Origin of the sequence: Actinocrispum wychmicini, assembly GCF_004345645.1 — a bacterium.
Classification (GTDB): domain Bacteria; phylum Actinomycetota; class Actinomycetes; order Mycobacteriales; family Pseudonocardiaceae; genus Kibdelosporangium; species Kibdelosporangium wychmicini.
Map to the genome: position 1 here is coordinate 474,602 of NZ_SLWS01000005.1, position 24,851 is coordinate 499,452.

The 24,851-nt window shown below is 68.4% G+C and carries 27 protein-coding genes and 1 tRNA gene; 14 read left to right on the forward strand and 14 right to left on the reverse strand.

Annotated features, from left to right (window positions below; translation table 11 throughout):
• Positions 1-54 precede the first annotated feature (54 nt).
• Positions 55-336, reverse strand: coding sequence for a hypothetical protein (locus tag EV192_RS24165; RefSeq protein ID WP_132119079.1), 282 nt, complete (start codon positions 334-336; stop codon positions 55-57).
• Between the two features lie 680 nt (positions 337-1,016).
• On the opposite strand from EV192_RS24165, the gene EV192_RS24170 reads away from it, so the two are divergent.
• The 3 genes from EV192_RS24170 to EV192_RS24180 all read left to right on the forward strand — a co-directional run bounded on the left by EV192_RS24170 (position 1,017) and on the right by EV192_RS24180 (position 3,639).
• The gene (locus EV192_RS24170) at positions 1,017-1,847 is read left to right on the forward strand and encodes an SDR family NAD(P)-dependent oxidoreductase (protein ID WP_132119081.1); all 831 of its coding nucleotides are present in this window, start codon (positions 1,017-1,019) and stop codon (positions 1,845-1,847) included.
• A 205-nt stretch (positions 1,848-2,052) separates the two neighbouring features.
• Positions 2,053-3,072: a GAF domain-containing protein gene (locus EV192_RS24175; protein ID WP_132119083.1), complete on the forward strand. Its 1,020-nt coding sequence runs from the start codon at positions 2,053-2,055 to the stop codon at positions 3,070-3,072.
• A gap of 339 nt (positions 3,073-3,411) precedes the next feature.
• Complete coding sequence (locus EV192_RS24180; RefSeq protein WP_132119085.1) at positions 3,412-3,639, forward strand: hypothetical protein; 228 nt, start codon at positions 3,412-3,414, stop codon at positions 3,637-3,639.
• Between the two features lie 264 nt (positions 3,640-3,903).
• Here the strand turns inward: EV192_RS24180 and EV192_RS24185 are convergent.
• The 5 genes from EV192_RS24185 to EV192_RS24205 all read right to left on the reverse strand — a co-directional run bounded on the left by EV192_RS24185 (position 3,904) and on the right by EV192_RS24205 (position 7,791).
• Positions 3,904-3,976: transfer RNA gene (locus EV192_RS24185), tRNA-Ala, on the reverse strand.
• Between the two features lie 41 nt (positions 3,977-4,017).
• Positions 4,018-4,812: a divisome protein SepX/GlpR gene (gene sepX / locus EV192_RS24190; RefSeq protein WP_132119087.1), complete on the reverse strand. Its 795-nt coding sequence runs from the start codon at positions 4,810-4,812 to the stop codon at positions 4,018-4,020.
• A gap of 153 nt (positions 4,813-4,965) precedes the next feature.
• Positions 4,966-5,625 (reverse strand): GNAT family N-acetyltransferase, encoded by a 660-nt coding sequence (locus tag EV192_RS24195; RefSeq protein WP_207926210.1) that lies wholly within the window; start codon positions 5,623-5,625, stop codon positions 4,966-4,968.
• A gap of 7 nt (positions 5,626-5,632) precedes the next feature.
• Complete coding sequence (gene glp, locus EV192_RS24200) at positions 5,633-6,856, reverse strand: molybdotransferase-like divisome protein Glp (RefSeq protein WP_132119089.1); 1,224 nt, start codon at positions 6,854-6,856, stop codon at positions 5,633-5,635.
• 47 nt (positions 6,857-6,903) lie between these two features.
• Positions 6,904-7,791 (reverse strand): UTP--glucose-1-phosphate uridylyltransferase, encoded by an 888-nt coding sequence (locus EV192_RS24205; RefSeq protein ID WP_132119091.1) that lies wholly within the window; start codon positions 7,789-7,791, stop codon positions 6,904-6,906.
• 24 nt (positions 7,792-7,815) lie between these two features.
• On the opposite strand from EV192_RS24205, the gene EV192_RS24210 reads away from it, so the two are divergent.
• Together EV192_RS24210 and EV192_RS24215 are read left to right on the forward strand one after the other, a co-directional pair.
• Entirely contained in the window at positions 7,816-8,394 is a 579-nt protein-coding gene (locus EV192_RS24210; protein ID WP_132119093.1) for a 5-formyltetrahydrofolate cyclo-ligase, read from the forward strand.
• A 54-nt stretch (positions 8,395-8,448) separates the two neighbouring features.
• Positions 8,449-8,763: an FmdB family zinc ribbon protein gene (locus EV192_RS24215; RefSeq protein WP_132119095.1), complete on the forward strand. Its 315-nt coding sequence runs from the start codon at positions 8,449-8,451 to the stop codon at positions 8,761-8,763.
• Positions 8,764-10,070: 1,307 nt separating this feature from the next.
• Here the strand turns inward: EV192_RS24215 and EV192_RS54880 are convergent.
• From EV192_RS54880 to EV192_RS24240, 4 genes are all read right to left on the reverse strand, one after another.
• Complete coding sequence (locus EV192_RS54880; RefSeq protein WP_207926211.1) at positions 10,071-10,361, reverse strand: transposase; 291 nt, start codon at positions 10,359-10,361, stop codon at positions 10,071-10,073.
• A gap of 400 nt (positions 10,362-10,761) precedes the next feature.
• Positions 10,762-11,163 carry a large-conductance mechanosensitive channel protein MscL gene (gene mscL, locus EV192_RS24230; protein ID WP_132119097.1) on the reverse strand — a complete coding sequence of 134 codons (402 nt, stop codon included), beginning with the start codon at positions 11,161-11,163 and terminating at the stop codon, positions 10,762-10,764.
• A 31-nt stretch (positions 11,164-11,194) separates the two neighbouring features.
• On the reverse strand, positions 11,195-11,785 hold the full coding sequence (locus EV192_RS24235) for an SAF domain-containing protein (RefSeq protein WP_132119099.1): 591 nt from the start codon (positions 11,783-11,785) through the stop codon (positions 11,195-11,197).
• Positions 11,786-11,865: 80 nt separating this feature from the next.
• Complete coding sequence (locus EV192_RS24240; protein WP_132119101.1) at positions 11,866-12,909, reverse strand: NAD-dependent epimerase/dehydratase family protein; 1,044 nt, start codon at positions 12,907-12,909, stop codon at positions 11,866-11,868.
• A 93-nt stretch (positions 12,910-13,002) separates the two neighbouring features.
• Here EV192_RS24240 and EV192_RS24245 point away from each other — a divergent pair, with 93 nt between their 5' ends.
• Positions 13,003-13,503 (forward strand): MogA/MoaB family molybdenum cofactor biosynthesis protein, encoded by a 501-nt coding sequence (locus EV192_RS24245; RefSeq protein WP_132119103.1) that lies wholly within the window; start codon positions 13,003-13,005, stop codon positions 13,501-13,503.
• Positions 13,488-13,646 carry a hypothetical protein gene (locus EV192_RS53995; protein WP_165960571.1) on the forward strand — a complete coding sequence of 53 codons (159 nt, stop codon included), beginning with the start codon at positions 13,488-13,490 and terminating at the stop codon, positions 13,644-13,646. The genes EV192_RS24245 and EV192_RS53995 overlap by 16 nt, the downstream gene beginning before the upstream one ends.
• Here EV192_RS53995 and EV192_RS24250 read toward each other — a convergent pair.
• Genes EV192_RS24250 through EV192_RS24260 form a run of 3 tightly spaced genes read right to left on the reverse strand, consistent with a single transcriptional unit; the run spans position 13,629 to position 16,678 of the window.
• Positions 13,629-14,693 (reverse strand): sensor histidine kinase, encoded by a 1,065-nt coding sequence (locus tag EV192_RS24250; protein ID WP_132119105.1) that lies wholly within the window; start codon positions 14,691-14,693, stop codon positions 13,629-13,631. The genes EV192_RS53995 and EV192_RS24250 overlap by 18 nt on opposite strands.
• Positions 14,680-15,372, reverse strand: coding sequence for a response regulator transcription factor (locus tag EV192_RS24255; protein ID WP_132119107.1), 693 nt, complete (start codon positions 15,370-15,372; stop codon positions 14,680-14,682). Before EV192_RS24255 ends, EV192_RS24250 begins: the two co-directional genes overlap by 14 nt.
• A gap of 4 nt (positions 15,373-15,376) precedes the next feature.
• Positions 15,377-16,678 carry a hypothetical protein gene (locus tag EV192_RS24260; RefSeq protein ID WP_132119109.1) on the reverse strand — a complete coding sequence of 434 codons (1,302 nt, stop codon included), beginning with the start codon at positions 16,676-16,678 and terminating at the stop codon, positions 15,377-15,379.
• A gap of 142 nt (positions 16,679-16,820) precedes the next feature.
• On the opposite strand from EV192_RS24260, the gene EV192_RS24265 reads away from it, so the two are divergent.
• Genes EV192_RS24265 through EV192_RS24285 form a run of 5 tightly spaced genes read left to right on the forward strand, consistent with a single transcriptional unit; the run spans position 16,821 to position 20,167 of the window.
• Complete coding sequence (locus EV192_RS24265; RefSeq protein WP_165960573.1) at positions 16,821-17,471, forward strand: glycosyltransferase family 2 protein; 651 nt, start codon at positions 16,821-16,823, stop codon at positions 17,469-17,471.
• Positions 17,468-18,112: a TIGR04282 family arsenosugar biosynthesis glycosyltransferase gene (locus EV192_RS24270; RefSeq protein ID WP_132119111.1), complete on the forward strand. Its 645-nt coding sequence runs from the start codon at positions 17,468-17,470 to the stop codon at positions 18,110-18,112. Before EV192_RS24265 ends, EV192_RS24270 begins: the two co-directional genes overlap by 4 nt.
• Complete coding sequence (locus EV192_RS24275; protein WP_132119113.1) at positions 18,109-18,714, forward strand: methyltransferase domain-containing protein; 606 nt, start codon at positions 18,109-18,111, stop codon at positions 18,712-18,714. The genes EV192_RS24270 and EV192_RS24275 overlap by 4 nt, the downstream gene beginning before the upstream one ends.
• Positions 18,711-19,784, forward strand: a complete 1,074-nt coding sequence (locus tag EV192_RS24280; RefSeq protein ID WP_132119115.1) for a molybdopterin-dependent oxidoreductase — start codon at positions 18,711-18,713, stop codon at positions 19,782-19,784. The genes EV192_RS24275 and EV192_RS24280 overlap by 4 nt, the downstream gene beginning before the upstream one ends.
• Positions 19,781-20,167, forward strand: coding sequence for a hypothetical protein (locus EV192_RS24285; RefSeq protein ID WP_132119117.1), 387 nt, complete (start codon positions 19,781-19,783; stop codon positions 20,165-20,167). The genes EV192_RS24280 and EV192_RS24285 overlap by 4 nt, the downstream gene beginning before the upstream one ends.
• On the opposite strand, the gene EV192_RS24290 is transcribed toward EV192_RS24285, so the two are convergent.
• On the reverse strand, positions 20,118-21,674 hold the full coding sequence (locus EV192_RS24290) for a dolichyl-phosphate-mannose--protein mannosyltransferase (RefSeq protein ID WP_424923376.1): 1,557 nt from the start codon (positions 21,672-21,674) through the stop codon (positions 20,118-20,120). The two genes, EV192_RS24285 and EV192_RS24290, sit on opposite strands and share 50 nt — an antisense overlap.
• 16 nt (positions 21,675-21,690) lie before the next feature.
• On the opposite strand from EV192_RS24290, the gene rsmI reads away from it, so the two are divergent.
• Together rsmI and EV192_RS24300 are read left to right on the forward strand one after the other, a co-directional pair.
• Positions 21,691-22,539 (forward strand): 16S rRNA (cytidine(1402)-2'-O)-methyltransferase, encoded by an 849-nt coding sequence (gene rsmI / locus EV192_RS24295; protein WP_243727037.1) that lies wholly within the window; start codon positions 21,691-21,693, stop codon positions 22,537-22,539.
• 1,243 nt (positions 22,540-23,782) lie between these two features.
• Positions 23,783-24,739: a DUF4185 domain-containing protein gene (locus EV192_RS24300; protein ID WP_132119123.1), complete on the forward strand. Its 957-nt coding sequence runs from the start codon at positions 23,783-23,785 to the stop codon at positions 24,737-24,739.
• Positions 24,740-24,851: the final 112 nt, after the last annotated feature.

Genomic DNA, 24,851 nt, shown 5'->3' on the forward strand with positions numbered 1-24,851 from the left:
CTGGAGCGGGAAGGAACATCCGGGTCGTCAGATGTTCCTTCCCCGGGAGCGGTCCTATATCGGCTGCGCCGCCCGGCGGTTGGCCACCCGGAACAGCACGCTGATCCCGGCGACGCACGCCGTTCCCGTGAAGCCGAGCACCACGACGAGGCCGACCATGCAGCCGGCCAGCAGGATGACCAGCAGCAGAGCCACACGCAACGTCATCGGCCAGCCGCCGAGGACGCGTTCGGCCAGGCCGGTCCAGTTGGTGCGCGCCGGGCGGCGATGCCTGCCACGTCCGGAGCGGACCACCTCAGCGCCGGCCGTGTGCACCGGTTGGTTCGTCCTCGACACTACGGATTCCGCCGGGCGACAAGCCACTCCTTCAGCTGACATTGCCTCTAGAGACGATGGTCCTGAACGTCGTAGCATGGTTTGGTGTTCACCTTTCTGATCGCGTGAGATGGTCCGGATTCGGTGACACTCCAGCGGCCCCCTGTTCTGCGCAGGGGGTCGTCTTTTTCCATAGGCGGGAAGACCAGAATCCTCCCTCGGCACATCATGTCGAGTCGTTCTCCCGTCGCGCCGTCGGCAAGCGACGAACGGTCGCATCACGTCGACGAGCGGCCAACGAAGAAAGGCCCGACCCGATTTGATGGACACCACCACATCGGCCCAACAAGAAGCAAGCGACAAGCGGTTGACGTTCCATAAACCATTCGTCAAACGTCATCCAACCTGCGACGTTGTGAAGTCCATCGCCAAGCCGCCCATCATCCCAACACCGCGAAAATACGGATTCATGCGCCCAGCGAGCCGCCTGAAGCGTCGGGCTGCATCGGAAGCTATACCCGAGTGGTACTCCATTCGAGTTAGCTGTTGCTTCCCGCGCATGGCTTCTGCGAAGGTCATGAAGCCAGTCTGGCGCGCGAATCGATCATTGTTCGCCGTCGACGTTGTTGCACCGTTACCGTGACTCCGTCGACTGACACCGGCCGTGACGGTGACGCCGGGTTCTGCGCACAAGGGGTTCGATGGGCTACTACAGCGGCCGGGTCGTAGTGATCACCGGAGCAGGCAGTGGGATCGGCCGCGCGTTGGCGGTGGACCTGGCCGGCCAGGGCGCCCGGCTGGCGCTGTCTGATCAGAACACCGATGCGGTGGCTGCGACGGTCCGCCGATGCGAAGGAGCCGGTGCATGGGTGCGCGGCGACACCCTTGACGTCACCGATCGGTCGGCGGTGCTGACGTACGCGCAAGCGCTGGCCGAAGAGTCCGGCCCGGTCGACCTGGTGTTCGCGGTAGCGGGCGTGATCCATACCGGAACCGTCCTCGATTCCGAGTTCGAGGACATCGAACACGTGATCAACGTGAATTTCTGGGGAGTGGTCAACACGGTGAAGGCGTTCCTGCCACACGTGATCGCGGCGAAACGCAGTGGGCATGTCGTGATCGTCTCAAGTGTGTTCGGTATTGTGGCCGCTCCCCACTACAGCGCCTACAGCGCCTCGAAGTTCGCGGTCCGGGGATTCACCGAGGCATTGCGGCAGGAAATGGTTCTCGACGGGCACGAAGTCGCGGTGACGGGCGTGTACCCGGGTGGGGTCCGTACTTCGATCCTGCGCAACGGGCGATTCGCCTCACGGGAGGACGCCTCAGTCATCGCTAGAACCTTCGACAAGAAGATCGCTCGTACGGAGCCGGAGAAAGCGGCCGAGATCATTCTGCGCGGCGTGCGGCGGCGGCGGGCATACGTCCTGGTCGGGATGGATGCGCGTCTTGTCTCCGCATTCATCCGGGTGGCCGGAAGTGCATATCAAGGCCTGCTGCCCTGGGGCAGGAGGCTATCCAGATGGTGGCGATAGAAAGACTGTCCGCCTGGGCATGGACCAGGGCTCGCGATCCTTTGATCTTTGTAGTGATCACGAAATCGTCAGAGTCCCGTCCCCGTGTTTGGCTTCCTCTCGGCATGTCACCCGAATGCCTCCGAGTTCCTCCCAGATCCACGGCGAAAGTTCGTTAGACTCCCCCGGCGGAAGCCCTGAATCGACGATGGCGGGGGTGTCCACAATGGCTGATCGGCGGTGGCTTCTGATCGAGGTGTTCGGCGGGGAACCGCCGGACCGGGAGCCCACTGTCATCGGTATCGGATCGACCCCCAAGCGAATGGTTCCCTTGGCCAGTGTGCTCGGCCGAGGCAGGTACCTCGATGACGTCCGGGCGCTGGTGGTCCGGGTCGTCGGCGCCGGTCAGGTGGTCCAGAGCACATCCTCGGATGGACGCCGCCGGATGATCGGCAAACCCTTGGTCAGCTATGCCGGCCGGGTGCACGGTGTGTACGCGTGGCTGGGCGATCTGGAAGAGGAGCCACCATCGCGGGATCCGGCCGGCGCCTGGTACTTCAACCTGACCACCGACAAGATCGCCGGCAGCGACGACCTGCTTGACCTCTACGGCGTAGCGCCAGAGGACCGACGTACGCAGCGGCTGACCGCAGAAGCATTCGGCCGGCTGGTGACCAACGCCGATGAGTCCGCGGCGTTGGCGTTGATCGTGCAGTCCCGGCCAGGCGCGGAGCACCAGGCGACATGGACCGTTCGCCGCGACGACGGACAGTTACGCGCGGCCAACTTCGCCTGTCGGGCCGTGGCGGAGGTCGGCGAGAACGGGGACGTCGAGGTCGTGCTGCGGGGCATCACGCACGACATCGGCCCGGCGGAGAGCACGCCCAGTGCGCCGCCGCTGATGGTGCTGGCTCAGCGGGTGTTGGCTGCCGAACGGGAGCCTGGCACGCATCGCGCGATCGTGAATCTGCACACCCTGACTCTGTTGCGGTGGATCGATGATCCGATGCCAGGTGTGGCCTGGGAGTTGGACGCCGAGCATCCACCGGCCATCCACCCGGACGACCTGGTTGTCGCCAAGCGCATGTCCGCGGGGCTGGCGAACTCGGCCCGTGTCAGCGGGCACCTGCGCCTGCGATCAGTCACGGGAACATGGCTCAAGGTCGCGGTGACGGCCAACCTGATGCTGCTTGATCAACATACGACGGCCGCGCTGGTCACGATATCCACGCCCGATGCGACGTAACCGCAAAGACAAACAGTCGCGTCGACGACCGCTCACAGTGCGGCTTTCGGGTTGACCGTGTTGATATGAATCGTTACGCTGTGTGAGCCCACCGGGCTTGGGTTGGCCTTGTCGCACTCGGGCTGATCCCCGATATCGCAGTTCACGCTGCCCCTTTCCAGGGGCGGCTTGGTCGATGTGATCGGGGATCATCGTGCGTAGGCCGCCAGTAATCAGTCGTGGTCATCAGAGCGCAGTAGCGCGCTGGCTGCGGTCCGCATCGCCGGAGACCGCCCATCAATACCTCGCGACCGCGACATTGGTTACGCCACCACCTCATACCAAGCAGGGAGGACGAACATGAAGGTGCGTGAAGAGCAACATCAGACATTAGTCAGCCAAGAGCTGATCAAGCGGTTGGAGTCCAAAACGAGCAGTCTGAGCGAGTCCGCTCAAGCATTCCTTGACGACATCCTGCAAGCCGTATCGCGGTACGCGGAACGCGAGCACAGCCGAAACATACGAGAAGGTCTGACCCGACGGCGAGTACAGAACAAGGAAGATGACAAGGAGAGCAGATTACCATGAAAAACCAACCGAAAGACGAGTGACGTCCCCCGGACCGCCAAACGAGATAATCGCGGAGCCGTACATACGACACCACGCCTGGCGAGAATAGTCTCATCGGGCGTGGTGTGAATGAAATAGTCCTAGTGAGCCCCTAGGCCAACCCAACCTCGCTGGAAAGCGAGGCGGCGAAGCCGCACGTGGGGGGTTTGGGGGGCTCGGCCCCCCAACATGATGCGGAGCGAGCGGGGGAGGTTGCGAAGCAACCGAACAAGACAATCCGAGTGGAGCTGAGGGGAATCGAACCCCTGACCTTCTCGATGCGAACGAGACGCGCTACCAACTGCGCTACAGCCCCTTGGTGCCTCGGAAGCATATCAGGGCTTGCGAGGCGGTTTCTCACTCCCCCACTGCTCGGCGGTAGCGCAGGTTGTGGGGGTCTTCCAGCTCGTCGAACGCCGGGTCTTCGTCGTCGATGTCCACTACCACCGCGTGCGGGTGGGTGACCCGGGGTGGGGGTGTGGCGGCTTTGGCGACGGGTTCGTGGCGTTCTTCTGCTGGCTGGTCGTGGGTGGATGGGGGTTCCGCGACACGGCCGGTGATCCGGCGGGCTTGGTCCATGCGGGCCATGCGGCGTTGACGGATCTCCTCTTCGATGCGCACCTGGCGGCGCAGGTATGCGAGGTAAGTCACCAGGCCGATGTCGATCAGACCGTGGGCCCACCAGGCCACAGGGGTGACGACGGCCGCGGTGATCGCGCTGCCGACCGCGAACAGGAGCATGGCCACGACGACACGTTGGCGGAACGCGTACTTCGCGCGCGCCGTGAGGGCTGCTGCTTCGGGGTCGAAGCCGCCGCGCCCAGGGCGGTACCGCCGCGGTGCCTGCGGTGTGGGGGCGGAGACGGTGTCCGTGTCCACGGGGTCACGATCGTCCGCTTCGGCTTGGATGTCGAGGGGTGGGGCGGCTTCCGTAGTCGAATCCATACCGTCTTCGACCTCAGCGATGCCCTCGCTGGGCTCTGTCTCGCGCATCTCGGGCTCCTCGACCGCGCCGTTGCCCTTCCGTACGACCCGGGCGGCCAGGGCGGAGTCCGCGGTCCTGGCGATCTCCTGGCGCTTACGCACGATCATCGGGACAAGGACGACCAACCACGCGACGACGAGCGCCACCACGATGAGTGAGCTCGGCATGCCTCGTCACCTCCCCCGATCTGTTGCCATTCGTCACGGTAGTCACAACAGTCACAGCAATGTCGGAGGCGCGCCGGGCGCGATCATGCGGCGCAAGGCCCTTTTAGGCGTAGTCGTGCGGCAAAAGAGCCATCTGGGACAACGAAATTCCCCCTACTGGGGGATGGTGGCCCGGCCGGTCGCGAGCAGCCGGTTGACCAGTCCATCTGGCACGTCCTCGGTCGTCAGGGCGAGGCACAGATGGTCGCGCCAGCCGCCCGCGACGTCCAGGTACCGGCGGAACAGCCCCTCTTCGCGGAACCCGAGTTTCTCCAGCACACGCAGGCTGGCCTTGTTCTCCGGGCGCACCGTCGCCTCGATTCGGTGCAGGCCGGCCATCATGAACGCGTGGTCGACGACCAGTGCGACCGAGGCGGGCGCGACGCCACCGCCGACGACGTGCGACGCCACCCAGTAGCCGACCCACGCCGAGCACAGCGACCCCCGGATCACGTTGCCCACGGTCACTTGCCCGGCGAACTGGCCGTCCACTGTGATCACGAACGGCAGCGTCATCCCCCGACGTGCCAGCGCACGCAGCGACGACCACTGGCCGGGCCACGCGAGCGTGGCGTTGCGGTCCTCCCACGTGCCCGGCGCTGTGGGTTCCCACCGCTCCAGGTGATCCCGGTCCCGTAACCGGATCCGGCTCCACGCGCCGCCGTCCCACAGCCGGGGTCCGCGTACCGCGACCAGGCCGGCGGCCACCCGCAGCGGACCCAGGCTGGCCGGCCAGCCCGGATGCCGCCCCAGTGGGCGCGGCGGCTCGATCACGGCGGTCTCACCCCCGTTGGGCGAGGAAACTGACCTGGACCTCGTCGCCCACCGCGATGTCGGTCGTCTCCTCGTCGACCATCACCAGGCAGTTCGCCTCGGCCAACGAGGCCAACAGGTGCGCGCCGGACATCCCCAACGGCTGGACCAGGTACTGGCCGTTGCTCTCGTCCCGCAGCAACTGGCCACGCAGGTATCCCCGGCGCCCCTTGGTCGACGAGATCGGGGACAACAACTTCGCGCTGACCAGCCTGCGATGAGGGTTCCGTTTGCCCTGCGCGGCCCGGATCAGCGGCCGGACGAGAACCTCGAAGACCACGAGCGCGCTCATCGGGTTGGCCGGCAGGACGAACGTGGGCACGGCGTCCGACCCGAGTCGCCCGAAGCCCTGCACCGACCCCGGGTGCATGGCCACCCTGGTCATGTCGACCTCACCGAGGTCGGTCAGTGCCGCGCGGACCTCGTCTCCCGTCGCACCGCCCACGCCGCCGGCCAGCACGACGATCTCGGAGAGCAGCAGGCGGCTCTCCACGGACTCGCGTACGCGCCGCTGGTCGGGGCCGACGATGCCGACCCGGGTGACCTCCGCGCCCGCGTCCCGGGCCGCCGCCGCGAGGGCGTACGAGTTCACGTCGTAGACCTGGCCCTGGCTGGGCGCGCGGTCGATGTCCACCAGTTCGTCGCCGACCGAGATGATCGACACCCGCGGCCTCGGGTAGACGAGCACCTTGGCCCGGCCGACCGCGGCCAGCAGACCCACCTGGGCCGAGCCGATGGTGACCCCGCGTCGGACCGCGACGTCACCGGTCTGCACGTCCTCCCCGGTGCGCCGGACGTAAGCGGCCGACGGCACCGGCTGGTTGATCGTGACGCGTGCCGGATGCTCATCGGTGTAGCCGAGCGGGACGACGGCGTCCGCGAGCGTGGGCAGTGGCGCGCCGGTGTCCACCCGTACCGCCTGCCCGGGCTGCAGCCTGCGAGGTTGGCGCGATCCGGCCTGGATCTCGCCGACCACCGGCAGGACCACCGGCTCCCGGCCGGCCGACTGGACATCGACGCTGCGCACCGCGTAACCGTCGACGGCTGCCTGATCGAACCCCGGCAGGGCGTGCTCGGCGACGACCTCCTCGGCGCAGAGCAGTCCCTGAGCCTCGGAGATCGCGACACGCACGGGCGCCGGCCGCACCGCGGCGGCCAACACCCTGGCGAGCTGCTCGTCGACTGACCTCATCCACCTGACCTCGTTGTTGACACCGATCCCGCGAACGGATCGCCTGGCTAGTCCTTGATCCGGTCGCGCAACCACTCACGCAGATCAGGCCCATACTCGGGGTGATCGAGTGCGAAGTCCACGGCGGCACGCAGGAAACCGCCAGGATTGCCCAGGTCGTGACGTCCGCCGCGATGCACCACCACATGCACCGGGGCTCCTTCGGCGATCAACATCGCGATCGCGTCGGTCAGCTGGAGCTCCCCGCCCGCGCCCGGGGTGATCCGCTTGAGCGCGTCGAAGACCGCCCGGTCGAGCAGGTATCGGCCGGCCGCGGCGAAGGTCGACGGCGCGTCTTTGGCCGCGGGCTTCTCGACCATCCCGCGGACGACCTTGACGTCCTCGTCGGCGGTGTCCTCAACGTCGAACACGCCGTACGCCGAGATCTGCTCCACCGGGATGTCGAACGCGCACAGCACGCTGCCACCCCGTTCGGCCCGGACCTGGGCCATCCGCTTGAGCACACCAGTGGGCAGCACCAGGTCGTCGGGCAACAGCACGGCGACCGCATCGTCGTCGCCGTCGAGGTTGGGCTCCGCGCACGCCACCGCGTGCCCGAGACCGAGAGCCTGTTCCTGGATCGCGGTCTCGACCGTCAGCAGGGCGGGGGCGCGGCGAACCTTGGCCAGCAGCTCCGTCTTACCCCGAGCGTTCAGGGTCTCCTCCAGCTCCGGCTGCGGGCGGAAGTACTCGACCACCGCGTCCTTGCCGGGGGAGGTGACGATCACCAGTCGGGTCGCGCCCGCGTCCGCCGCCTCGGCGGCCACGAGCTCGATGCCGGGTGTGTCGACGACTGGCAGCAGTTCTTTGGGAACGGCCTTGGTCGTGGGCAGGAAACGGGTGCCCAGCCCTGCGGCCGGCACGATTGCTGTTTTGAATGCGAGCGACGGGCTCATGGTTCGTGAGCCTAACCTCCAGGTGTGAGCACACTTCCTGGCACCAAGGGCGAATGGCGTTCACATTTGACGTCCGCGCGCCGCGCCGTACCGGCCGAGGTCCGCGCCGCCGAGGCGGTCGCGATTGCGGCATTTGTCCGTGACCTCGTCCACCCTGGTCAGACCATATGCGCCTATGTGCCGGTCGGTACCGAGCCGGGCTCGCGCCCAGTGCTCGACGACCTGCTGGCGTCCGATGTCCAAGTGCTCCTTCCTGTTGTCAACGGCACGGACCCACTGGACTGGGCCGGGTACGACGGGACCCTGCGACCGGGCCCGATCCGGCTGCTCGAACCCGCCGGTCCTCGCCTGGGCCCGACCGCGATCGGCCGGGCGAATCTGATCCTGGTCCCCGGGTTGGCCGTGGACACCGCAGGTGTTCGGCTTGGACGTGGCGCTGGTCACTATGACCGGTCACTGGTGTTCGCCGCCCCCGGCGCCGCCCTCGTAGGCGTGGTCCGCGACCAGGAGTTCGTGGCCAACCTGCCAGCCGAACCCCACGATGTCCGACTGACCGCGGTCCTGACGCCGGGTCGGGGCATGATCGAAGTGACCAGGCCTTAGCACTCTGCGTGCTAGACTGCCAGGTACAGCAGAGGGCTCAGAGGGAGAAGCGCCGTGCCTACCTATCAGTACGCATGTACGGTGTGTGATCACCGGTTCGAGCAGGTGCAGTCCTTCAGCGACCCATCGCTGACCGTGTGCCCGGAGTGCACCGGCAAGCTGCGCAAGCTGTACAGCTCCGTAGGCGTGGTCTTCAAAGGCAGCGGCTTCTACCGCACCGACAGCCGATCCTCCGCCAAGAGCACCGCCAGCACCTCGACATCGAGCGAAAGCACCTCGTCGACACCGACGCCCTCGACCACGAAGTCCGAGTCGACGTCGACCACGAGCAGCACAACCTCCAGCACCCCAGCCGCCAAGGCCTCCTGACCCACATTCCCGCGAGCCCGGCGCCAGCGCGCCGGGCTTTCGCGTACCACCGGGCTGGGGACCGCGTGGCTGGATTGTGAACGGCTGGTTGGTCGACGGTCGGGTCATCCGGGCCTCGGGTCGAAGCCGCTCGCTGACTGACTTCAGGCAGCCAGCGGCGGCTCTGGTGGTTGCCGAGTGGGTCAAGCTCAGATCGCCGTGGCTGGGGCATTCTTCGGGAGCGCCCTGGTTCCTGGTCTCGGACGCCCAGATCATCACTGTGTTCTGGCCTGGTCGACCTTCTTGGGCGTTTGGGGCATGACCGCGCCCGCTTCTCCGGCGCTGGTGCGGTCAGGACTCAGTCGGCTCAACGTCGGTGACCAGAACGTCCGCCCGAGCCCTCCCGTATCTCGTTGCCGGACTTACAACGACGCTGCTTGATGCAGAAGGATCGGCTTCAAACAGGCTCATTGAGTGAGGGACGATCGCCGCCAACAGCCTTGCTGGGTGAGGGACCGACCGTCTCGACAGCACTGGCGCTGTTTGGGCGTTCCCGGCTGCCTGGCCTCGCCCTCGATCGAACGCTGCCGCGATGGGTGCATGCCTGCATCGCCACGCGGCCACACCGCACTCGGCGGACCTTTGCCCGCCAGCTGTGTTTCCTTCCTTGTCGGGGTGAGTGCACTCGGTCTGTACGAAGAGCCTCAGCCCGATGGTTCTACCCTGACACTCACCGCGCACGTCCGTCGCCTTTGCTGTGGAGGCCGGCTGCCTCGGCTCGCATCTCCGTCGCAACTCGATGCCTTGGCCGCGGCCGTCGGCGACTTCAGCGCTGCCCCCGCAGGTCGGTGAACCCACCACAGGGCGAGTGACCTAGCGTGAGTTTGTTCGACATCGAGCACACCTTCCGCATGCTCAAACAGACCCTCGGCTGGACCACCTCGAAACTCCGGTCTCCCGAGGCAGCCGACTGATGGACCTGGCTACTGATTGCCACCTACACCCAACTCCGGCTCGCCCGCGGGCTCGCGACCGAGCCGTGTCGTCCCTGGGAGAGACCCGCACCACCACAACGCATTGACCCTGCTCCTGGGGTGGGTCGGGTTCCTGCCCAGGCGCACTGGTCGACCCGTAGCGGCGGCCCCAATGCTCGTCGACCAGGCCGTCGAGCGCGTGGTCGGCGACGCGGGCGAGTTCCTCCAGGGCCGCGCGCACGGCCTCGGTGACCAACTCCAGGCGGGCCAGGTCGCGCACGGCGGCGAGGACGTGAGTGGAGTCGGTGCGCTGGGTGGTGCGCTCGCGAACCAGCCCGGCGTCCTTCAACCGGGTCAGGGCGGCATCCAGGAGGCGGTCCGCCCGGCCGGCCCGCAGGAGGCGGTCGTGGAGTCGCCGAGCACGCTGTGGTGGAAGCCGGGGTCGTCCAACTCCAGGCCGAGCGCGTACTTGACGTCGATGCGGCAACGCACGGCCTCAGCGGCATCGCGGTTGGACAGGCCCAGCAGAAACTGCCGCACGCTCACCGTCGCCAACTGGGCGGGCGAGAACCCGGGGCGTCCGTCGCGCGAGTAGCAGTCGGCGAAGTCCTCGTCTCGCCACCGGCCGCCGAGGCGGTCACGCACCCACATCGCCGTCGTACCACCGGGATTGCTGGCACGGCCATCCGCGCGGTGAGCTCCGGGACCTCCACCGCGAACCGGTCACCCACCGGTAAGGACATCTGACCACCTCGGGGAGGGTTGCGACTTCACCGACCCCGGAAGCGTCACTGTTACCACCAGTTACCCTCCATGACACACCGACCGTTTCAAGATTCCCGACAGAGTCAAGTGGTTGGTGTGGAATTGGAGACGTCTCGATGGCGCCCGCGCGGGTTTTCATCTGGCTTTTCGAGGGGCATCACCGTGCTTCGATCTTGGCCATGGCGGCCACCTGTTCGTTGTAGTGGCCGGCCGCGGGGTGCCACGCGGCCGAGTCGGTTGGGGTTTCGCGCCGCCGGCCACTACGGGTTTTCTTGGTGGCTCAACGGTTTGGTCGTTGTTGTTGGCGGAGCAGGTCGCGGATCTCAGTGAGCAGTTCGACCTGTGACGGTTCCGCCGGACCGGGCTCTTCGCCGCGCTTTCGGCGGTCCTGGATCTTCTTCACCGGCAGCACCAGGGCGAAATACACCACCATGGCGATGATCAGGAAGTTGATCGCCGCGGTCAGCACCGCGCCGAAGTCCATCACCGACTTCCCGTTGCCGTCGACGATCTGCCAGGCCAGGCCGGCGACGTTGTTCCCGCCGATGGACGCGATCAACGGGTTGACGATGTTGGTGACCACGGCCGTGATGACCGCGGTGAACGCGGTGCCCATGACCACGGCCACAGCCAGGTCCAGCACGTTCCCGCGCATGATGAAGTCCTTGAAGCCCTTCAGCACAGCGCAAACTCCTCACCCTCGGAGACGAATTTCACCGGAGGGTAACCGCTAGCGCCCCGGCTAGCGCGGCAGCCGCCACCCGGGTGGCGACAGCCCTGGGTAAGGCCACGAGGACCAGCCGTCCCTTGCCGCCGGCACGGACGGTGACCACCGTCGCGTCCGTGGCGATCACCTCCTGGTCAGGCGCCACAACGTCCACATGCGACCCGGGGACGAGCAGTGCGGCCAGTTCGTCGTCGTCCAACCGGACCGCCACCGCGGCCGCGTCCGGCTGGCCCGCGGTCAGGCGGGTGTTCTCCGGCCCGACCAGGCGGGCGGACGTGATGGGTTCGCCGGCCGCGGCGGCGCCGGCCAGCACCTGGTGGACGGCTGACGGCTCGTCAGTCAGCGCGCCGGTGGGCACGAGGGCCGGTGGCGCGCGGACCAGCTTTATGTCTGATGTGGACAGAACGGTGCCTGGTGCGATGGCATGCCGGGCGACCAGCATCGGCACGTCCCGGTCATGTGCGGGACGTACTGCCAGGACCGCCGCGAGCAGCACGAGCACTACCGCGAGCAACCGCCGGATGGTGATCACCCGGGCCCAGCCAGGAAGCTTTCGGAAGAATCGAATCGATGTCATGGTTCGACGCTAGGCCGACCTTGGGCGGGGTGGAAGGTGTCGGTCGAGGCTGTGGACAACTCGGCTTGGTGAGTGGTAGATCAGCAGGTCGCAGGCTCGCGCAGGGGATCGGTGGCGAACGCTTTGACCCCGTCCGCGAACGTCACCCGGGCCTGGAATCCCAGCGACGAGCGAGCCCGGTCCGGCGAGGCGACCACATGCCGGACATCACCCGCACGGGCTCCCCCGACGATGAGCGGCGCCGGCCCGCCACAAGCCAGGGACAGCTCAGTCGCCAGGTCGCCGACAGTGTGCGGCTCCCCGGAGCACACGTTGACCGCCGAGAATCCGGACACCGGCGTCTCCAGGGCCAGGGCGTTCGCCAAGGCGACGTCCCGCACGTGCACGAAATCCCGACTCTGTCGGCCGTCCTCGAGCACGGTCGGTGCCGCACCCCGCTGGAGGGCGGACCGGAACAGCGACGCCACCCCCGCGTAGGGCGTGTCGCGGGGCATACGAGGCCCGTACACGTTGTGGTACCGCAAGGCCCACACGCTCCCACCGGCCTGCCGTGCCCACGCGGACGCGAGGTTTTCCTGTGCCACCTTGGTCGCCGCGTACGTGCTACGCGGGTCCAACGGCGCGTCCTCCGGCACCAGGTCCCACGTCAGTGACGCCCCGCACAGCGGACACGGCGGCTCGTAGCGGCCGGCGGAGATGTCCGATTCAAGCCGCGGCCCAGGCCGGACGACGCCGTGCGCGGAGCACACGTAACGCCCCTCGCCGTACACCACCATCGACGACGCCAGGACCAACCGCCGCACGCCGGCCGAGTGCATTGCGGCGAGCAGGACGGCCGTCCCGTGGTCGTTGTTGAGCACGTACATCGGCGCGTCGGACGGGTCCAGCCCGTGTCCGACCACGGCCGCCTGGTGGCACACAGCGTCGACGCCGGGGAGCAGGTCAAGCAGGAGGGAGTGGTCGCGCACGTCGCCGCGCACCAGGTCGGTTGTCCACTCCGGAATCCCGGCATGCGCCTGGGGCAGGAGATTGTCCAACAACACCACGTCGTGCCGACGCTCGCGGAGCAGGTCAGCGATGTGCGAACCGACGAAACCGGCGCCACCGGTGAGAAGTACGCGCATGGGGCCACGCTATGACCGATACCACTCCCACGGATGCCCGGCCGGCGAGACGTCATGAAACGGTCAGATCTCGATGCGGATATCTTTAGGCCCATGGAACGCAGTGCGCAGCGTCTTGGCAGGGCTCTCATTGTGGTCGTCGACGACCGGATCGCGCACGGTGAGAACGACGACTCACCGGGCCCTCTGGTGACAGAACTGTTGGAGGAGGCCGGTTTCATCGTCGACGGCACGGTCGCGGTGGCCGGTGAGGTGGTCGACATCCGCAACGCGCTGAACACCGCGGTGATCGGCGGCGTCGACCTGGTGGTCACGGTGGGCGGCACGGGCGTGTTGCCGCGTGACGTCACGCCGGACGCCACCCAGGGCGTGCTGGATCGCCCGATTCCGGGCATCGCCGAGGCACTGCGCTCCTCCGGCTTGGCCGCCGGTGCGGTGGACGCCGGCATCTCCCGTGGTCTGGTCGGCGTGTCGGGCAGCACGCTGGTGGTGAACCTGGCCGGGTCGCGTGCGGCGGTCCGGGACGGCATGGCGACGCTGTCCTCGCTGGTTCCGTACGTGATCGGAGAGCTGTCGGGGTGGGACGGGAACTAGATCCGGAGCGACGCCGGAAGATCGACGAGATCTTCGGCGACGTGCTGCCGGACACGACCAGTGACGAACGTGAGCCAGACCCCGAGCAGGAGGACTGGTACCAGCGGAACAAGCCGCCACACCATCTAGACGGCGAGGGGTAGGCGGACCTCGAAGCGGCAGCCGGGGCCGTGGTTGTGCGCGGTGATCCGGCCTCGGTGCGCCTCGACCAGGCCTTTCGCGATGGCCAGGCCGAGGCCGGCGCCGACCGGTTCGTCCCCGCTCGGCGCGGGTGTCCGGGCCGAGCTGCCGCGGAAGGCCACGTCGAACACGCGGGGGATCTCCTGCTCGGGGATGCCGCCGCAGCTGTCGTCGATGGACAGGACGGCGGTGGAGCCGTCCACGCCGAGCTGCACGGCGACGGTTCCGTCCGGCGGGGTGTGCCGGATCGCGTTGGACACCAGGTTGCGGACGACTCGTGCCAGCTCGGGGTCGCTGCCCAGGACGACCGGCCATGCTTCCGCGTTCGCGACCAGCCGGACCCGTTTTCGGGCAGCGACGGACGTCTGACCGGCTACGGCGTCGCTCACGACGTCCCGTAGCGGCACCTCGGACAAGGTCAGTTGCAGTGCTCCGGCGGTGATCCTGGACAGTTCGAACAGGTCGTCGACCATCCCGGACAGCCGTCGGGTCTCGCCGCCGATCCGCTGGGCGTACCCGGCGACCTCGGCCGGCTCCGACACGACCCCGTCCGCCAGTGCCTCCGCCATCGCCCGGATTCCGGCCAACGGGGTCCGTAGGTCGTGGCTGATCCACGCGACCAGTTCCCGGCGCGACGCCTCGGCCGCACGTTCCCGATCTCGGGCCTCACGCTCCCACACGCTGCGCCGGGCGAGCCAGCGCCCGAGCAGGAGGGCAGCGGGGACGGTCACGACCATGACGAGCACGCAGACCAGGAGCATCGTGGTCAGGGTCGCGTTGAACATGAACCCGCTGACCCCGAGTACGCCGACGACGACCGCGGCGACAGGGATCAGTACTAGCACCGTCAGGTTGGTCGCCAGACGGCCGTTGCGCAGCAGATACAGCGCCAGCCCGCCGACGGCCACGACGGGCAGCGTCAGCCCGAGCGCCACTGGGAGGATATGACCCGCGTGCTCGAGCATGTCGGCGAACGACTCCGACGGGTTGATGACGTCAGGTGCGATCATAGCGGTACCCCACCCCCCACACGGTCGAGATCCGCACGGGTTTCGCCGGGACCAGCTCGATCTTCTCCCGCAACCGTCGCACATGGACGGTCACAGTGGACTGATCGCCGAAGTCCCAACCCCACACCCGCTCCAGCAGTTCGGCTCGGGAGAACGCCTTGCCCGCGTGGGAGATCAGGAACAGCAGCAGGTCGAACTCGCGGGTCGTCAACGGCAGTTCGGCACCGCGCAGAACGGCCTTGCGCGCGCCGACGTCCAGGGCCAGATCGCCGTCGGTGACCACCCGCGAGGCGATGGGCGCGGGCGTGGCGCGGGCGCGCCGGAGTACCGAGGACACCCGAAGTGCCAGCTCACGGGGGCTGAACGGTTTGGTGACGTAGTCGTCCGCGCCGAGTTGCAGGCCGGCGATGCGGTTCTCCTCCTCGCCGAGCGCGGTCAGCATGACGATCGGGACCCCGCTGCGCTGCCGGATCCGGCGGCACACCTCCAGGCCGTCGATGCCCGGCAGCATCAGGTCCAGCACGATCAGGTCCGGCTCGGCCTGGGCGACCAGGGTCAACGCCAGTTCGCCGTCGCCGGCGACGGTCACCTCGTGTCCGGCCAGCTCCAGGTACCGGCGGACGACGTCGCGGACTGTCTCGTCGTCGTCCACCACCAGTACGCGCCCGTGTTCGCTCATTGCCTCACCAGGTCGTCAGCAGCAGGTGGTTCACGATAAGGGCTGTGGCCGCCTGCCCGGCCAGCCACCATCGTGTTCGGGATCCCGCCAAGAACCCGACCGCGGGGACCAGCCAGACGGCGAACGGCAGCCAGATCCGTTCCACTTCGGACTTGGACAGTCCGGAGACGTCGGCGAGCAGGATCACCGCGATCGCCGCGGCCACGACCGGGAACCGCCAGGCGCGGGGCAGGCCGGCGGCGATCGCGGGCCCGATGACCAGGGTGAGGGACGCCAGGTCGGCCCACACCCAGTACCAGTACGGCCGGTCGTTCGCGATGCCCTGGTAGTACCGCTCGACGACCAGGTGGTAGCCGTCGAGCCACCAGAACCCGGCCAACGCGAACACCGCCACCACGGCCGCGGCGGCCGCCACGGCCAGCGCCAGCAGCCGCACCGAGCGGCGACCGGTGAAGAGCACGGCGAGCCCGACGATGCTTAGTAGGACGAGTCCGTAGGACAGGAACATCCCGAATCCGAGGACCAGTCCGCCGGCGATGGCGGACCAGCTTCGCCGCAGTGCCAGCAGGGCGATTCCGGTGGCGGTGACCCCGGCGAACAGGCCGTCCGCGGACACCCCGATCCACACCGCGCCCGGGAACAACGCGATGAACGGCAACGTCTTACGGGCCAGTTCGGGTTTTCCCAGCAACGCGACGGTGGCCGGGACTGCGACCGCGGTGAGCCCGCCGACCAGGACGCACACGATCCCGGCCCAGCCGCCGCCCGCGAGACCCAGCCGGTCCAGCCAGACGAACACCAGGGTCGCGCCGGGCGGGTGCCCGGAGACGTGCGTGGTCCACGAGTCCGGCTGGAAGTCCAGGATCCGCGACGAGAACGTCCGCAGGAACACGCCGACGTCGGTGATGCCGGGGACTTCGTGCAGGTACTCGGTCGGGGCGGGCAGCCGCCCGGCGATACCGCGTTCCCAGCCGTCGACCATGGCCAACGCGAAGATCCACGCCACGCACGTCGCGTATCCCAACAGCAGCGCCCGACGCCAGGGCAGCCGCGCGGCCAGGTCCGGTCCCCAGGCCACGACCGCGACCGCGACCATCAGCGCGAACGGAGTGCCCGGCCCGACGTGCGGCAGCCACGCACCCAGCACCGGCCACTCGCCGAACGTGTCAGGCGCGCCAGGGCCGAAGTGAGCGGCGCCGTACAGCCGGACGCCGAAACCGAAGCCGACCGCGATCGCGGCCAGCAACAGGCCGAGCGCGACGAGGTCGCCGCGTACTCGCCGGCGGCGTGTGGAGAGCAGGGACACCTTGGGACCGTAGCCCTGTTTTCCCAGGGATTCCGGGTGGAGAGGGCAACTGTCAGAACTCTGTAAGAAGTCCGGTGCCGTCACATTTCGGTAAGCGCCCCAAGGGTTCTGTTCATGCTCCACGGTGGACTTCACTCGGTCCATGGACGAGATCGACGTGGTGCTGCCGTGCTTGAACGAAGCCGCCGCCCTGCCTCTGGTACTGGCCGCGCTGCCGCCAGGTTACCGGGCGATCGTGGTGGACAACGGGTCGACGGACGGTTCGCCGGACGTGGCTGCGAGCCTGGGTGCCAAGGTGGTCCACGAACCGCGAAAGGGGTACGGCGCCGCTGTCCACACTGGACTTGAGCATGCGGCGACGGACCTGGTGGCGTTCATGGACGCGGACGCCTCATTCGACGGCGGAGACCTGCCTACGCTTGTATACGCTGTACACAACGGCGCGGACATGGCTGTGGGCAAGCGAATCCCGTCGCAGCGCGGGGTCTGGCCGTGGCACGCGCGAGCTGGGAACGCCGTGCTGGCCGCGTTGCTGAGACGGCGTGGCCTGCCCGTCACCGACATCGCGCCGATCCGGGTCGCGGGCCGGACGGCATTGCTGGACCTGGGTGTCCAGGACCGCGCGTTCGGCTACCCGCTGGAGCTTCTGCTGCGTGCGGCGGAGAACCGGTGGCAGGTGGTCGAGTTCGACGTGGTCTACCGGCCGCGGGCGGCGGGAACGAAGTCCAAGGTGTCGGGGTCGGTCCGGGGAACGCTGCGGGCGGTCCGGGACATGGCCGGAGTCCTTCGATGATCGTTCTCGTGGTCGCCAAGGCGCCGGTGGCCGGCCTGGCCAAGACCCGTCTCTGCCCGCCGGCAACGCCTGACCAGGCGGCGGACATCGCGGCCGCCTCGCTACTGGACACTTTGGACGCCGTGTGCGCGGTTCCCGGCGCTCAGGCGGTGGTCGCCTTCACCGGCGAGCTGGACCGTGCCATGCGACGGGACGAGCTGAAGGATTCCCTCGGCCGCACCACGATCGTGCGGCAGCGCGGCGCCAACTTCGCCGAGCGGCTCGCCAACGCGCACGCCGACGTCGCCCGAGGCTGGCCGGGCACGCCGGTGCTACAGATCGGGATGGACACCCCGCAGGTCACACCGGCCTTGCTGGCGCGTGCCGGCGACCGGCTCAAGGACGTCGACGCGGTGCTCGGCCGCGCGGCCGACGGCGGCTGGTGGGCGCTGGGCCTGCGCGACCCGTTCGAGGCGGACGTGCTGCGTGACGTCCCGATGTCCCGTGCCGACACCGGGGATCTCACGTATCTCGCCCTGAGTCACCTGCGCGTCGGCGACCTGCCTGTTCTGTCCGATGTGGACACAATGGCGGACGCCGTGCGCGTGGCCGCCGAGGCCCCGCACGGCCGGTTCGCCGAGCTCGTGGTGGGTGTCCGATGACCGAGTTCGACGCGGCCCTGCTGGCCCAGAGCTGCTGGCTGGAGTTGGCGACCGGGGAACGGATCACGCTCCCGGTCGAGCGCTGGCAGTCCGCGCCGGATCCGAGTGACGAGATGATGCTCGCGCACTGCGCCGGCCCGGCGCTGGACATCGGCTGCGGTCCCGGTCGGCTGGCCGCGGAGCTGAGCGCTCGGGGAGTGCCCGTCCTCGGCGTGGACACGTCCCCGGTCGCGATCAAGCTCACCCTGGCGCGTGGGGTGGTCGCCTTGCGGCGCAACGTGTTCGACCGGATTCCCGGCGAAGGCCGGTGGCGCAGCGTGCTGCTGGCGGACGGGAACGTCGGCATCGGCGGCGACCCGGTCCGGCTGCTGGCCCGGGTCCGGCAACTGGTGTCCGTCAACGGAAACGCCCTGGTCGAGGTGGAACCGCCTGGTGCGGGCGTGCGGCACCGGGCGGTCCGGTTGAACGGCACCGGCCGTTGGTTCCCGTGGGCCTGGCTCGGCGCGGAAGCGGTGGAGGAGACCGCGCGACGGGCCGGCATGCGCGTCCGTTGGGTCGCGTCGCAGGGCAGGCGATGGTTCACCGAGCTGGTCCCGGCATGAAGCTGAGGTTCAAGAGCGCGGCCCATCACGAACGAGCCACCGCGCGGATCGGCCTGTGGCTCGGTATCGCGTTCCTGACGTGCTTCGTCACCGGCCTGATCAGCCACGCCATCCAGCATCCGCCGTCGTGGTTCTTCTGGCCGTCCCGGCCGGTCAACCTCTACCGGATCACCCAGGGCGTGCACGTGATCTCCGGCGTGGCGTCGATCCCGTTGCTGCTGGCCAAGCTTTGGTCGGTCTACCCCAAGCTGTTCAAGCGCCCGCTGGTGCGCGACCTGCCGCACGCGCTGGAACGCGGCTCGATCCTGGTGTTGTCCGGCGCGGCTTTCTTCGAGCTGGTGACCGGCATCTTCAACGTGGCCCAGAACTACCGGTGGAGCTTCTACTTCCCGGACGTCCACTACGCGGTGGCGTGGATCGCCGTCGGCTCGATCATCCTGCACATCGCGGTCAAACTCCCGACGATCCGCCGGGCACTCACCAAGGACACCGAACCGCCGGACACGTCCCGCCGGGCGTTCCTGCGGACAACGTGGCTCGCCACGGGCGCCGCGGTCGTGGCCACGGCGGGAACGACGGTTCCTTTGCTGCGTGAGATCTCCGCGCTGGCCTGGCGATCCAGCAAAGGCCCTCAGTCCGTGCCGGTGAACAGGACAGCCCTGGACGCGGGGATCAAGCGCGACCCGTCGTGGACGCTGGACGTGGCCGGTCGGACCTTCACCTTGGCCGAGCTCAACAACATGCCGCAGACCACCGCGGAGTTGCCGATCGCCTGCGTGGAGGGCTGGAGCCAGAACGCCCAGTGGACCGGCGTGCCCGTCGCGGATCTCCTCGAAGCCGCCGGTGTGCGGCCAGGAACCGACGTACGCGTGCAGTCGATGGAACGCACCGGCCTCTACCGGTCGAGCGTCCTTCCGGGCGAGCACACCAAGGACCCGCTCACGTTGCTGGCGTTGCAGCTGAACGGCGAGATCCTCGACCTGGACCACGGCTACCCGGCGAGGATCATCGCCCCCAGCCGGCCGGGTGTGCTGCAGACCAAGTGGGTCAACCGGCTGGAGGTCCTGTGAAAACCCGGATTCTGTTGGGGTTCGTCGGGGTCGTGACGGCGCTGTGGGGTGCGTGGCTGGTGCTGGACGTGCCGCGACCGGTCGAGGTCGGCGCCTGGTTCGTGGCGGGCCCGATCGTCCACGACCTTGTGCTGGCACCGGTCGTCGCCGTTCTGGGATGGGCGTTCCGAGGTCCGGCGAAGGTCGGCGCGGTGATCTCCGGGGTGCTGATCCTGATCTCGGTTCCGTTGGTGTGGCAGGAAAGCCCGATCAACCCGGGCCTGCACGACCGGGACTACGTCGGTGGTCTCGCGATCACCGTCGGCGTGGTCTGGGTGCTCGTCGCCGCCACGGCTATCGCCAGGAAGGCAGCCAGAGCTCGGCCTGCCAGCGGGCGTTCGTGATCGAGTCGCCGTTCAGGATCGGCCACAGCCAGACGAAGTTGGCGACCACCAGGCCCACATACAGGGCGACCACAAGCAGACCTGTGCCTCTGCGTTCGTAGCCGTCCCCGGCCTTGCCGAGGATCTGGCCGAGCGGCAGGACCAGGCCGAGGACCAGGAACGCCGAGGTGGGCGTCATGTAGAAGAAGTACATCTGGCGGTCCAGGTTCAGGAACCACGGCAGCAGACCGGCCAGGTAGGCCACGATGACCGCCGCGTACCGCCAGTCCAAGCGGGCGACCATCCGCCACAGGCCCCAGCCGAGCATCGGCAGGGCCAGCCACCACATCGCCGGCGTGCCGATCAGCATGGTGGCGCTGACACAGGTGGCCTCGCCGCAGCCGGTGGTCGACGAGTCCCAGTAGTAGAGCATCGGCCGCAGGCCCATCGGCCACGTCCACGGCTTCGACTCCCACGGGTGCTGCTTGCCCGGGACGGTCACCAGATTCTCGTGGAAATCCAGGACATGCCCCGAGTACGTCCACAGCGACCGCAGAGCCGGGCCGATCGGTCCCCACCAGGTGGTGATGAGGTGCCGGTCGACGCCGGTCTCGCTGGCGAACCACGCCCACCAGCAGCCCAGGTAGACCAGCAGCGGGATGGCGAGCAACGCCCACAGACCCGGCAGCAGGTCACGCCACAGGGCGCCCAGCCACGGGTGCCGTACCCCGGCCGCGCGACGGGCGGTGGCGTCCCAGATCACCGTCAGCAGGCCGAAGGCGGCGATCCAGTACAGGCCACCCCATTTGCACGCGGTCGCCAGGCCGAGCGAGACGCCGCAGCCAAAGCGGTACCAGCGGAAACCGATCCGGGGGCCGTACCCCGAGTCGTCGACCCAGCCCTCGCGCACGGCGGTGGCCAGGCGGTTGCGCACCTGGTCGCGGTCGAGCAGCAGGAAGCCGAACGCGGCCAGGATGAAGAAGGCGATGAAGATGTCGAGCATCCCGGTGCGGCTCATCAGGTGCACGACGCCGTCGCAGATCAACAGGACGCCGGCGATCGCGCCGAGCATGGTCGACCTGGTCAGCCTGCGGGCGATCCGGATGATCAGCAGGATCATCAACGTGCCCAGGATCGCCGCGGAGAACCGCCAGCCCCAGCCGTTGTAGCCGAAGATCCACTCGCCGAGGGCGATCAACTGCTTGCCGAGCGGCGGGTGGACAGTCAGCTCGTAGCCGGGGTTGTCCTCGTAGAAGCCGTTGCGGAGCATCTGCCACGCCTGCGGCGTGTAGTGCTTCTCGTCGAAGATCGGAGTGCCGTTGTGCGTCGGGAAGCCAAGGTCCTGCAGCCGGATGACACCGCCGATCACCGTCAACACGACCGTGACCACCCAGCCGCGCAGCCGGTCGGTCGGCATCGGACGGCCGAGCAGGGTCGCCACCCGGTCCGCACCCGGCGTGGACGTCGGGGCGGCCTCCGCTGGTTCGTGGTCCACCTCTCGGTCGGACCCGGTCACGACGGCTGTCACGGGTCCCGATCGTAGGGTGAGCGATGTGAACCCCGTATCCGGTTCGGGTCTCCTCGTGCTCGCGGCCACTCCGCTGGGGGATTCCCGCGACGCCTCACCCCGGCTCGTCGAAGCCCTGGCCAGCGCGGATGTGATCGCGGCCGAGGACACCCGGCGGCTGCGGGCACTGGCCGCGGCACTCGGCGTGTCCCCGAAGGGCCGGGTGGTCAGCTTCTACGACTCGGTGGAGACAAGTCGGATTCCTGCCCTGGTGTCCGCTATCGCCGCCGGCTCCACAGTTGTCCTGGTGACCGACGCGGGGATGCCGAGCGTCTCGGATCCCGGGTACCGGCTCGTGACCGCGTGCATCGCGGACGAATTGCCCGTTACGTGCCTTCCTGGCCCGTCGGCGGTGACGACTGCCCTCGCGGTGTCCGGCCTGCCGTGCGACCGGTTCTGCTTCGAGGGGTTCGCTCCTCGGAAAGGCGGGGAACGGCAGCGGTGGCTCCGGTCGCTGGCGACGGAATCCCGGACGACGGTGTTCTTCGAGTCGCCGCACCGGCTGTCGGCGACTCTGGCGGACGCGGTCTCGGTGTTGGGCGCGGACCGGCCGGCGGCGGTGTGCCGGGAGTTGACGAAGACCTATGAGGAGGTGAAACGCGGCTCGCTGGGGGAGTTGGCTGAGTGGGCGGTCGACGGGGTGAAGGGGGAGATCACTGTCGTCCTCGGGCCCGCTGTGCCGCGCGCTGTGGATCTGCCTAGCTTGGTGGAGCGGGTGCGGGTGCGGGTGGATGCGGGGGAGCGCCTGAAGACCGTGGTGGCGGAGATCGCGGAGGCTGCGGGGGTGAGCAAGAAGGAGCTTTACGACGCGGCGATCAAGGGGTGAGTGGCGGCTCGCGTCGGGTGGCGGGGTGCAGTGGCGGGAAGCCTGCGCCGGGGGTGCGTGGCTTGGGTCGGGTGGTGGGGGACGGTGGCCTGAGACTTGGGTGGAGTGGTGGGGCGAGTCGGGGGATGCGGTGGCGGGAAGCGAGTGGGGTGGTGGGGAGGCCCGCGCAGGCCTGTGTCTGGTGGTGAGGGTGGTGGTGCGGAGCCCACACTGGGTGGCGGGGACGGCGGCTGCCCGGTGCTTGCATTGGGTGGGAGCGCGCGGGTGTGGGGCCTACGTCGGGCGGTGGCGGGGAGCGTGTGTTGGGTGGTGGGGCGGTGGCGCAAGGCCTGTGTCGGATGGTGGGCACGGTGGCATGGGTCTGTGCCGGGTGGTGAGGGTGGTGGTGCGGAGCCCGCACTGGGTGGCGGGGACGGCGGCTGCCCGGTGCTTGCATTGGGTGGGAGCGCGCGGGTGTGGGGCCTACGTCGGGCGGTGGCGGGGAGCATGTGTCGGATGATGGGGCGGTGGCGCAAGGCCCGGGTTGGGTAGTGGGTACGGCGGGCATGGGGTCTGTGTCGGGTGGCGCGGAGCCCGCGCCGGACGGCGGGGACGATGGCCGCATTGGCCGCATTGGCTGTGTCGGGCGGGCGCGTGGTCGCGCATTGGGTGGCGGGAAGCTCGTGTCGGGTGTCGGGTGTCGGGTGTCGGGTGTCGTGGTGAGAAGGCTGTGTCGGGCGGGGCGGCGGCCGCGTTGTCTGTGGGGTCGGGTGCGGTAGCGGCGTTGGCTGTGTCGGCGATGCGTCGTGGCGACTGAGTGCGCGTCGGGTGGCAGCGGTGGCGCCGAGCCCATGTCGGGGTGGTGCGGCGTGATGGCGATGTTGACCGCGTTGGGTGGTGGGCGTGGCTGGGTGACCGAGGTCGCCTTCCGGCACGTGGGCGTGCGGGAACGACCACGCTCGCAGTGGCCGAAGCCCGCCGTGGCACCTACGTGCCTGCTGCAGGGCAGTGGTCGACGGCGCACGGGTAAAGGCGGCGTGGGCCAGTACCCCCGCGCGGCGCCATGCGGCGCGCAGTGTCCCTGCTAAGCGCAGTGCTGTGCCGGGCGCAGTGCCGTGCCGAGCGCGGTGCTTTGCTAAGCGCGGTGCTGTGCCGGGCGCGGTGCTTTGCTAAGCGCATTGCGTTGCCGTGCAACACCGCCGTGCTGTGCCTGTGTGCCTGCGTGGCTGGGCAGGGGGGAGCTGGCTGGCTTAGCGTGGGCTTCATGGTTCGGGTGCTGGTGACGCGTGCGGTTGCCCCCGTTACCGGCGTGGGGACGCGGCGGTTTGGGATCCATGCCACTGACCTTGGCATCCTTTGGGACAACGGGCAGGGGCGGCTGCTCGTGGCCTTTGGGGACACTTATGGTGCTGAGTGGGGTGGGCATGGGGCCGGGCCGGCGCACGCCGATTGGCGGTGCAACGTTCTGGCGTCGTCCAGCAACCGGGACCTCGACCGTGGGCTCCGGCTTGATTCAGTTGTGGCGCGGGCCGACGGGGTGGCGGCGCAGATCATCGAGCGGGATCGCGGGGTGGACGAGAACACCGTGATCCCCAACTCGGGTATCGCTGTCGACGGCTACAACTACCTGCATTACATGTCCGTGCGGGAGTGGCGTGCGGATGGGTGGAGCACGAACTACGCGGGCGTCGCTGTGTCCGCCGACGGTGGGGCGACCTGGACCAAACCGCCGGGCGCGCGCTGGGTTAACTCCGCCAAGGACGATCACCCCTTTCAGATCTGTGCGTTCGCTTCGACTGCTGACCATGTGTACCTCATGGGTACGACAAACGGCCGGTTTGGTGGCGCCTACCTGGGCAGATGTCGTCGTTGGGACGTTCTCGTGCCGTCCGCGTACGAGTACTGGTCGGGCACGTGGGGCAAGGACGCGACCCCGGTCATGTCGGGGCCGGTCGGTGAGATGTCCGTCGGGTTCAACAAGCACTTCGGCCAGTGGCTGTGCCTGCACCTGGACGAGCATCGGGCGGCGATCGTGCTGCGGACCGCCCCTGAGTTGACCGGGCCGTGGACCGACGGGCAGGTCATGGCCGACGGACGGGACATTCCCGCGTTGTACGGCGGTTATCTGCATCCGTGGGCCATGGACGACGCCACGGTCTACTGGACGTTGTCGCAGTGGGGTCCGTACAACGTGACGTTGATGCGGACCGAGCTGGGGTGAATATTCGAGTGCGCCCGGGCCCGGTCGGAGCTATCGTGCGGGTGACTTCGAGAGAGAGGGAGGTGGCTTGTGATGGACGTCTTTGTCGCTGTCGCGCGCCCGAAATCCCACG

What these genes read in the sequence shown, in the direction of transcription:
- EV192_RS24280 (WP_132119115.1), top strand. Translation starts at nt 18,711, where the DNA reads ATGAAGCTGAGGTTCAAGAGCGCGGCCCATCACGAACGAGCCACCGCG.
- EV192_RS24275 (WP_132119113.1), top strand. Translation starts at nt 18,109, where the DNA reads ATGACCGAGTTCGACGCGGCCCTGCTGGCCCAGAGCTGCTGGCTGGAG.
- EV192_RS24250 (WP_132119105.1), bottom strand. Translation starts at nt 14,693, where the DNA reads ATGATCGCACCTGACGTCATCAACCCGTCGGAGTCGTTCGCCGACATG.
- EV192_RS24265 (WP_165960573.1), top strand. Translation starts at nt 16,821, where the DNA reads ATGGACGAGATCGACGTGGTGCTGCCGTGCTTGAACGAAGCCGCCGCC.
- EV192_RS24255 (WP_132119107.1), bottom strand. Translation starts at nt 15,372, where the DNA reads ATGAGCGAACACGGGCGCGTACTGGTGGTGGACGACGACGAGACAGTC.
- sepX (WP_132119087.1), bottom strand. Translation starts at nt 4,812, where the DNA reads ATGCCGAGCTCACTCATCGTGGTGGCGCTCGTCGTCGCGTGGTTGGTC.
- EV192_RS24270 (WP_132119111.1), top strand. Translation starts at nt 17,468, where the DNA reads ATGATCGTTCTCGTGGTCGCCAAGGCGCCGGTGGCCGGCCTGGCCAAG.
- EV192_RS24205 (WP_132119091.1), bottom strand. Translation starts at nt 7,791, where the DNA reads ATGAGCCCGTCGCTCGCATTCAAAACAGCAATCGTGCCGGCCGCAGGG.
- EV192_RS24245 (WP_132119103.1), top strand. Translation starts at nt 13,003, where the DNA reads ATGGAACGCAGTGCGCAGCGTCTTGGCAGGGCTCTCATTGTGGTCGTC.
- EV192_RS24175 (WP_132119083.1), top strand. Translation starts at nt 2,053, where the DNA reads ATGGCTGATCGGCGGTGGCTTCTGATCGAGGTGTTCGGCGGGGAACCG.
- EV192_RS24300 (WP_132119123.1), top strand. Translation starts at nt 23,783, where the DNA reads ATGGTTCGGGTGCTGGTGACGCGTGCGGTTGCCCCCGTTACCGGCGTG.
- glp (WP_132119089.1), bottom strand. Translation starts at nt 6,856, where the DNA reads ATGAGGTCAGTCGACGAGCAGCTCGCCAGGGTGTTGGCCGCCGCGGTG.
- EV192_RS24240 (WP_132119101.1), bottom strand. Translation starts at nt 12,909, where the DNA reads ATGCGCGTACTTCTCACCGGTGGCGCCGGTTTCGTCGGTTCGCACATC.
- EV192_RS24170 (WP_132119081.1), top strand. Translation starts at nt 1,017, where the DNA reads ATGGGCTACTACAGCGGCCGGGTCGTAGTGATCACCGGAGCAGGCAGT.
- EV192_RS24235 (WP_132119099.1), bottom strand. Translation starts at nt 11,785, where the DNA reads ATGACATCGATTCGATTCTTCCGAAAGCTTCCTGGCTGGGCCCGGGTG.
- EV192_RS24180 (WP_132119085.1), top strand. Translation starts at nt 3,412, where the DNA reads ATGAAGGTGCGTGAAGAGCAACATCAGACATTAGTCAGCCAAGAGCTG.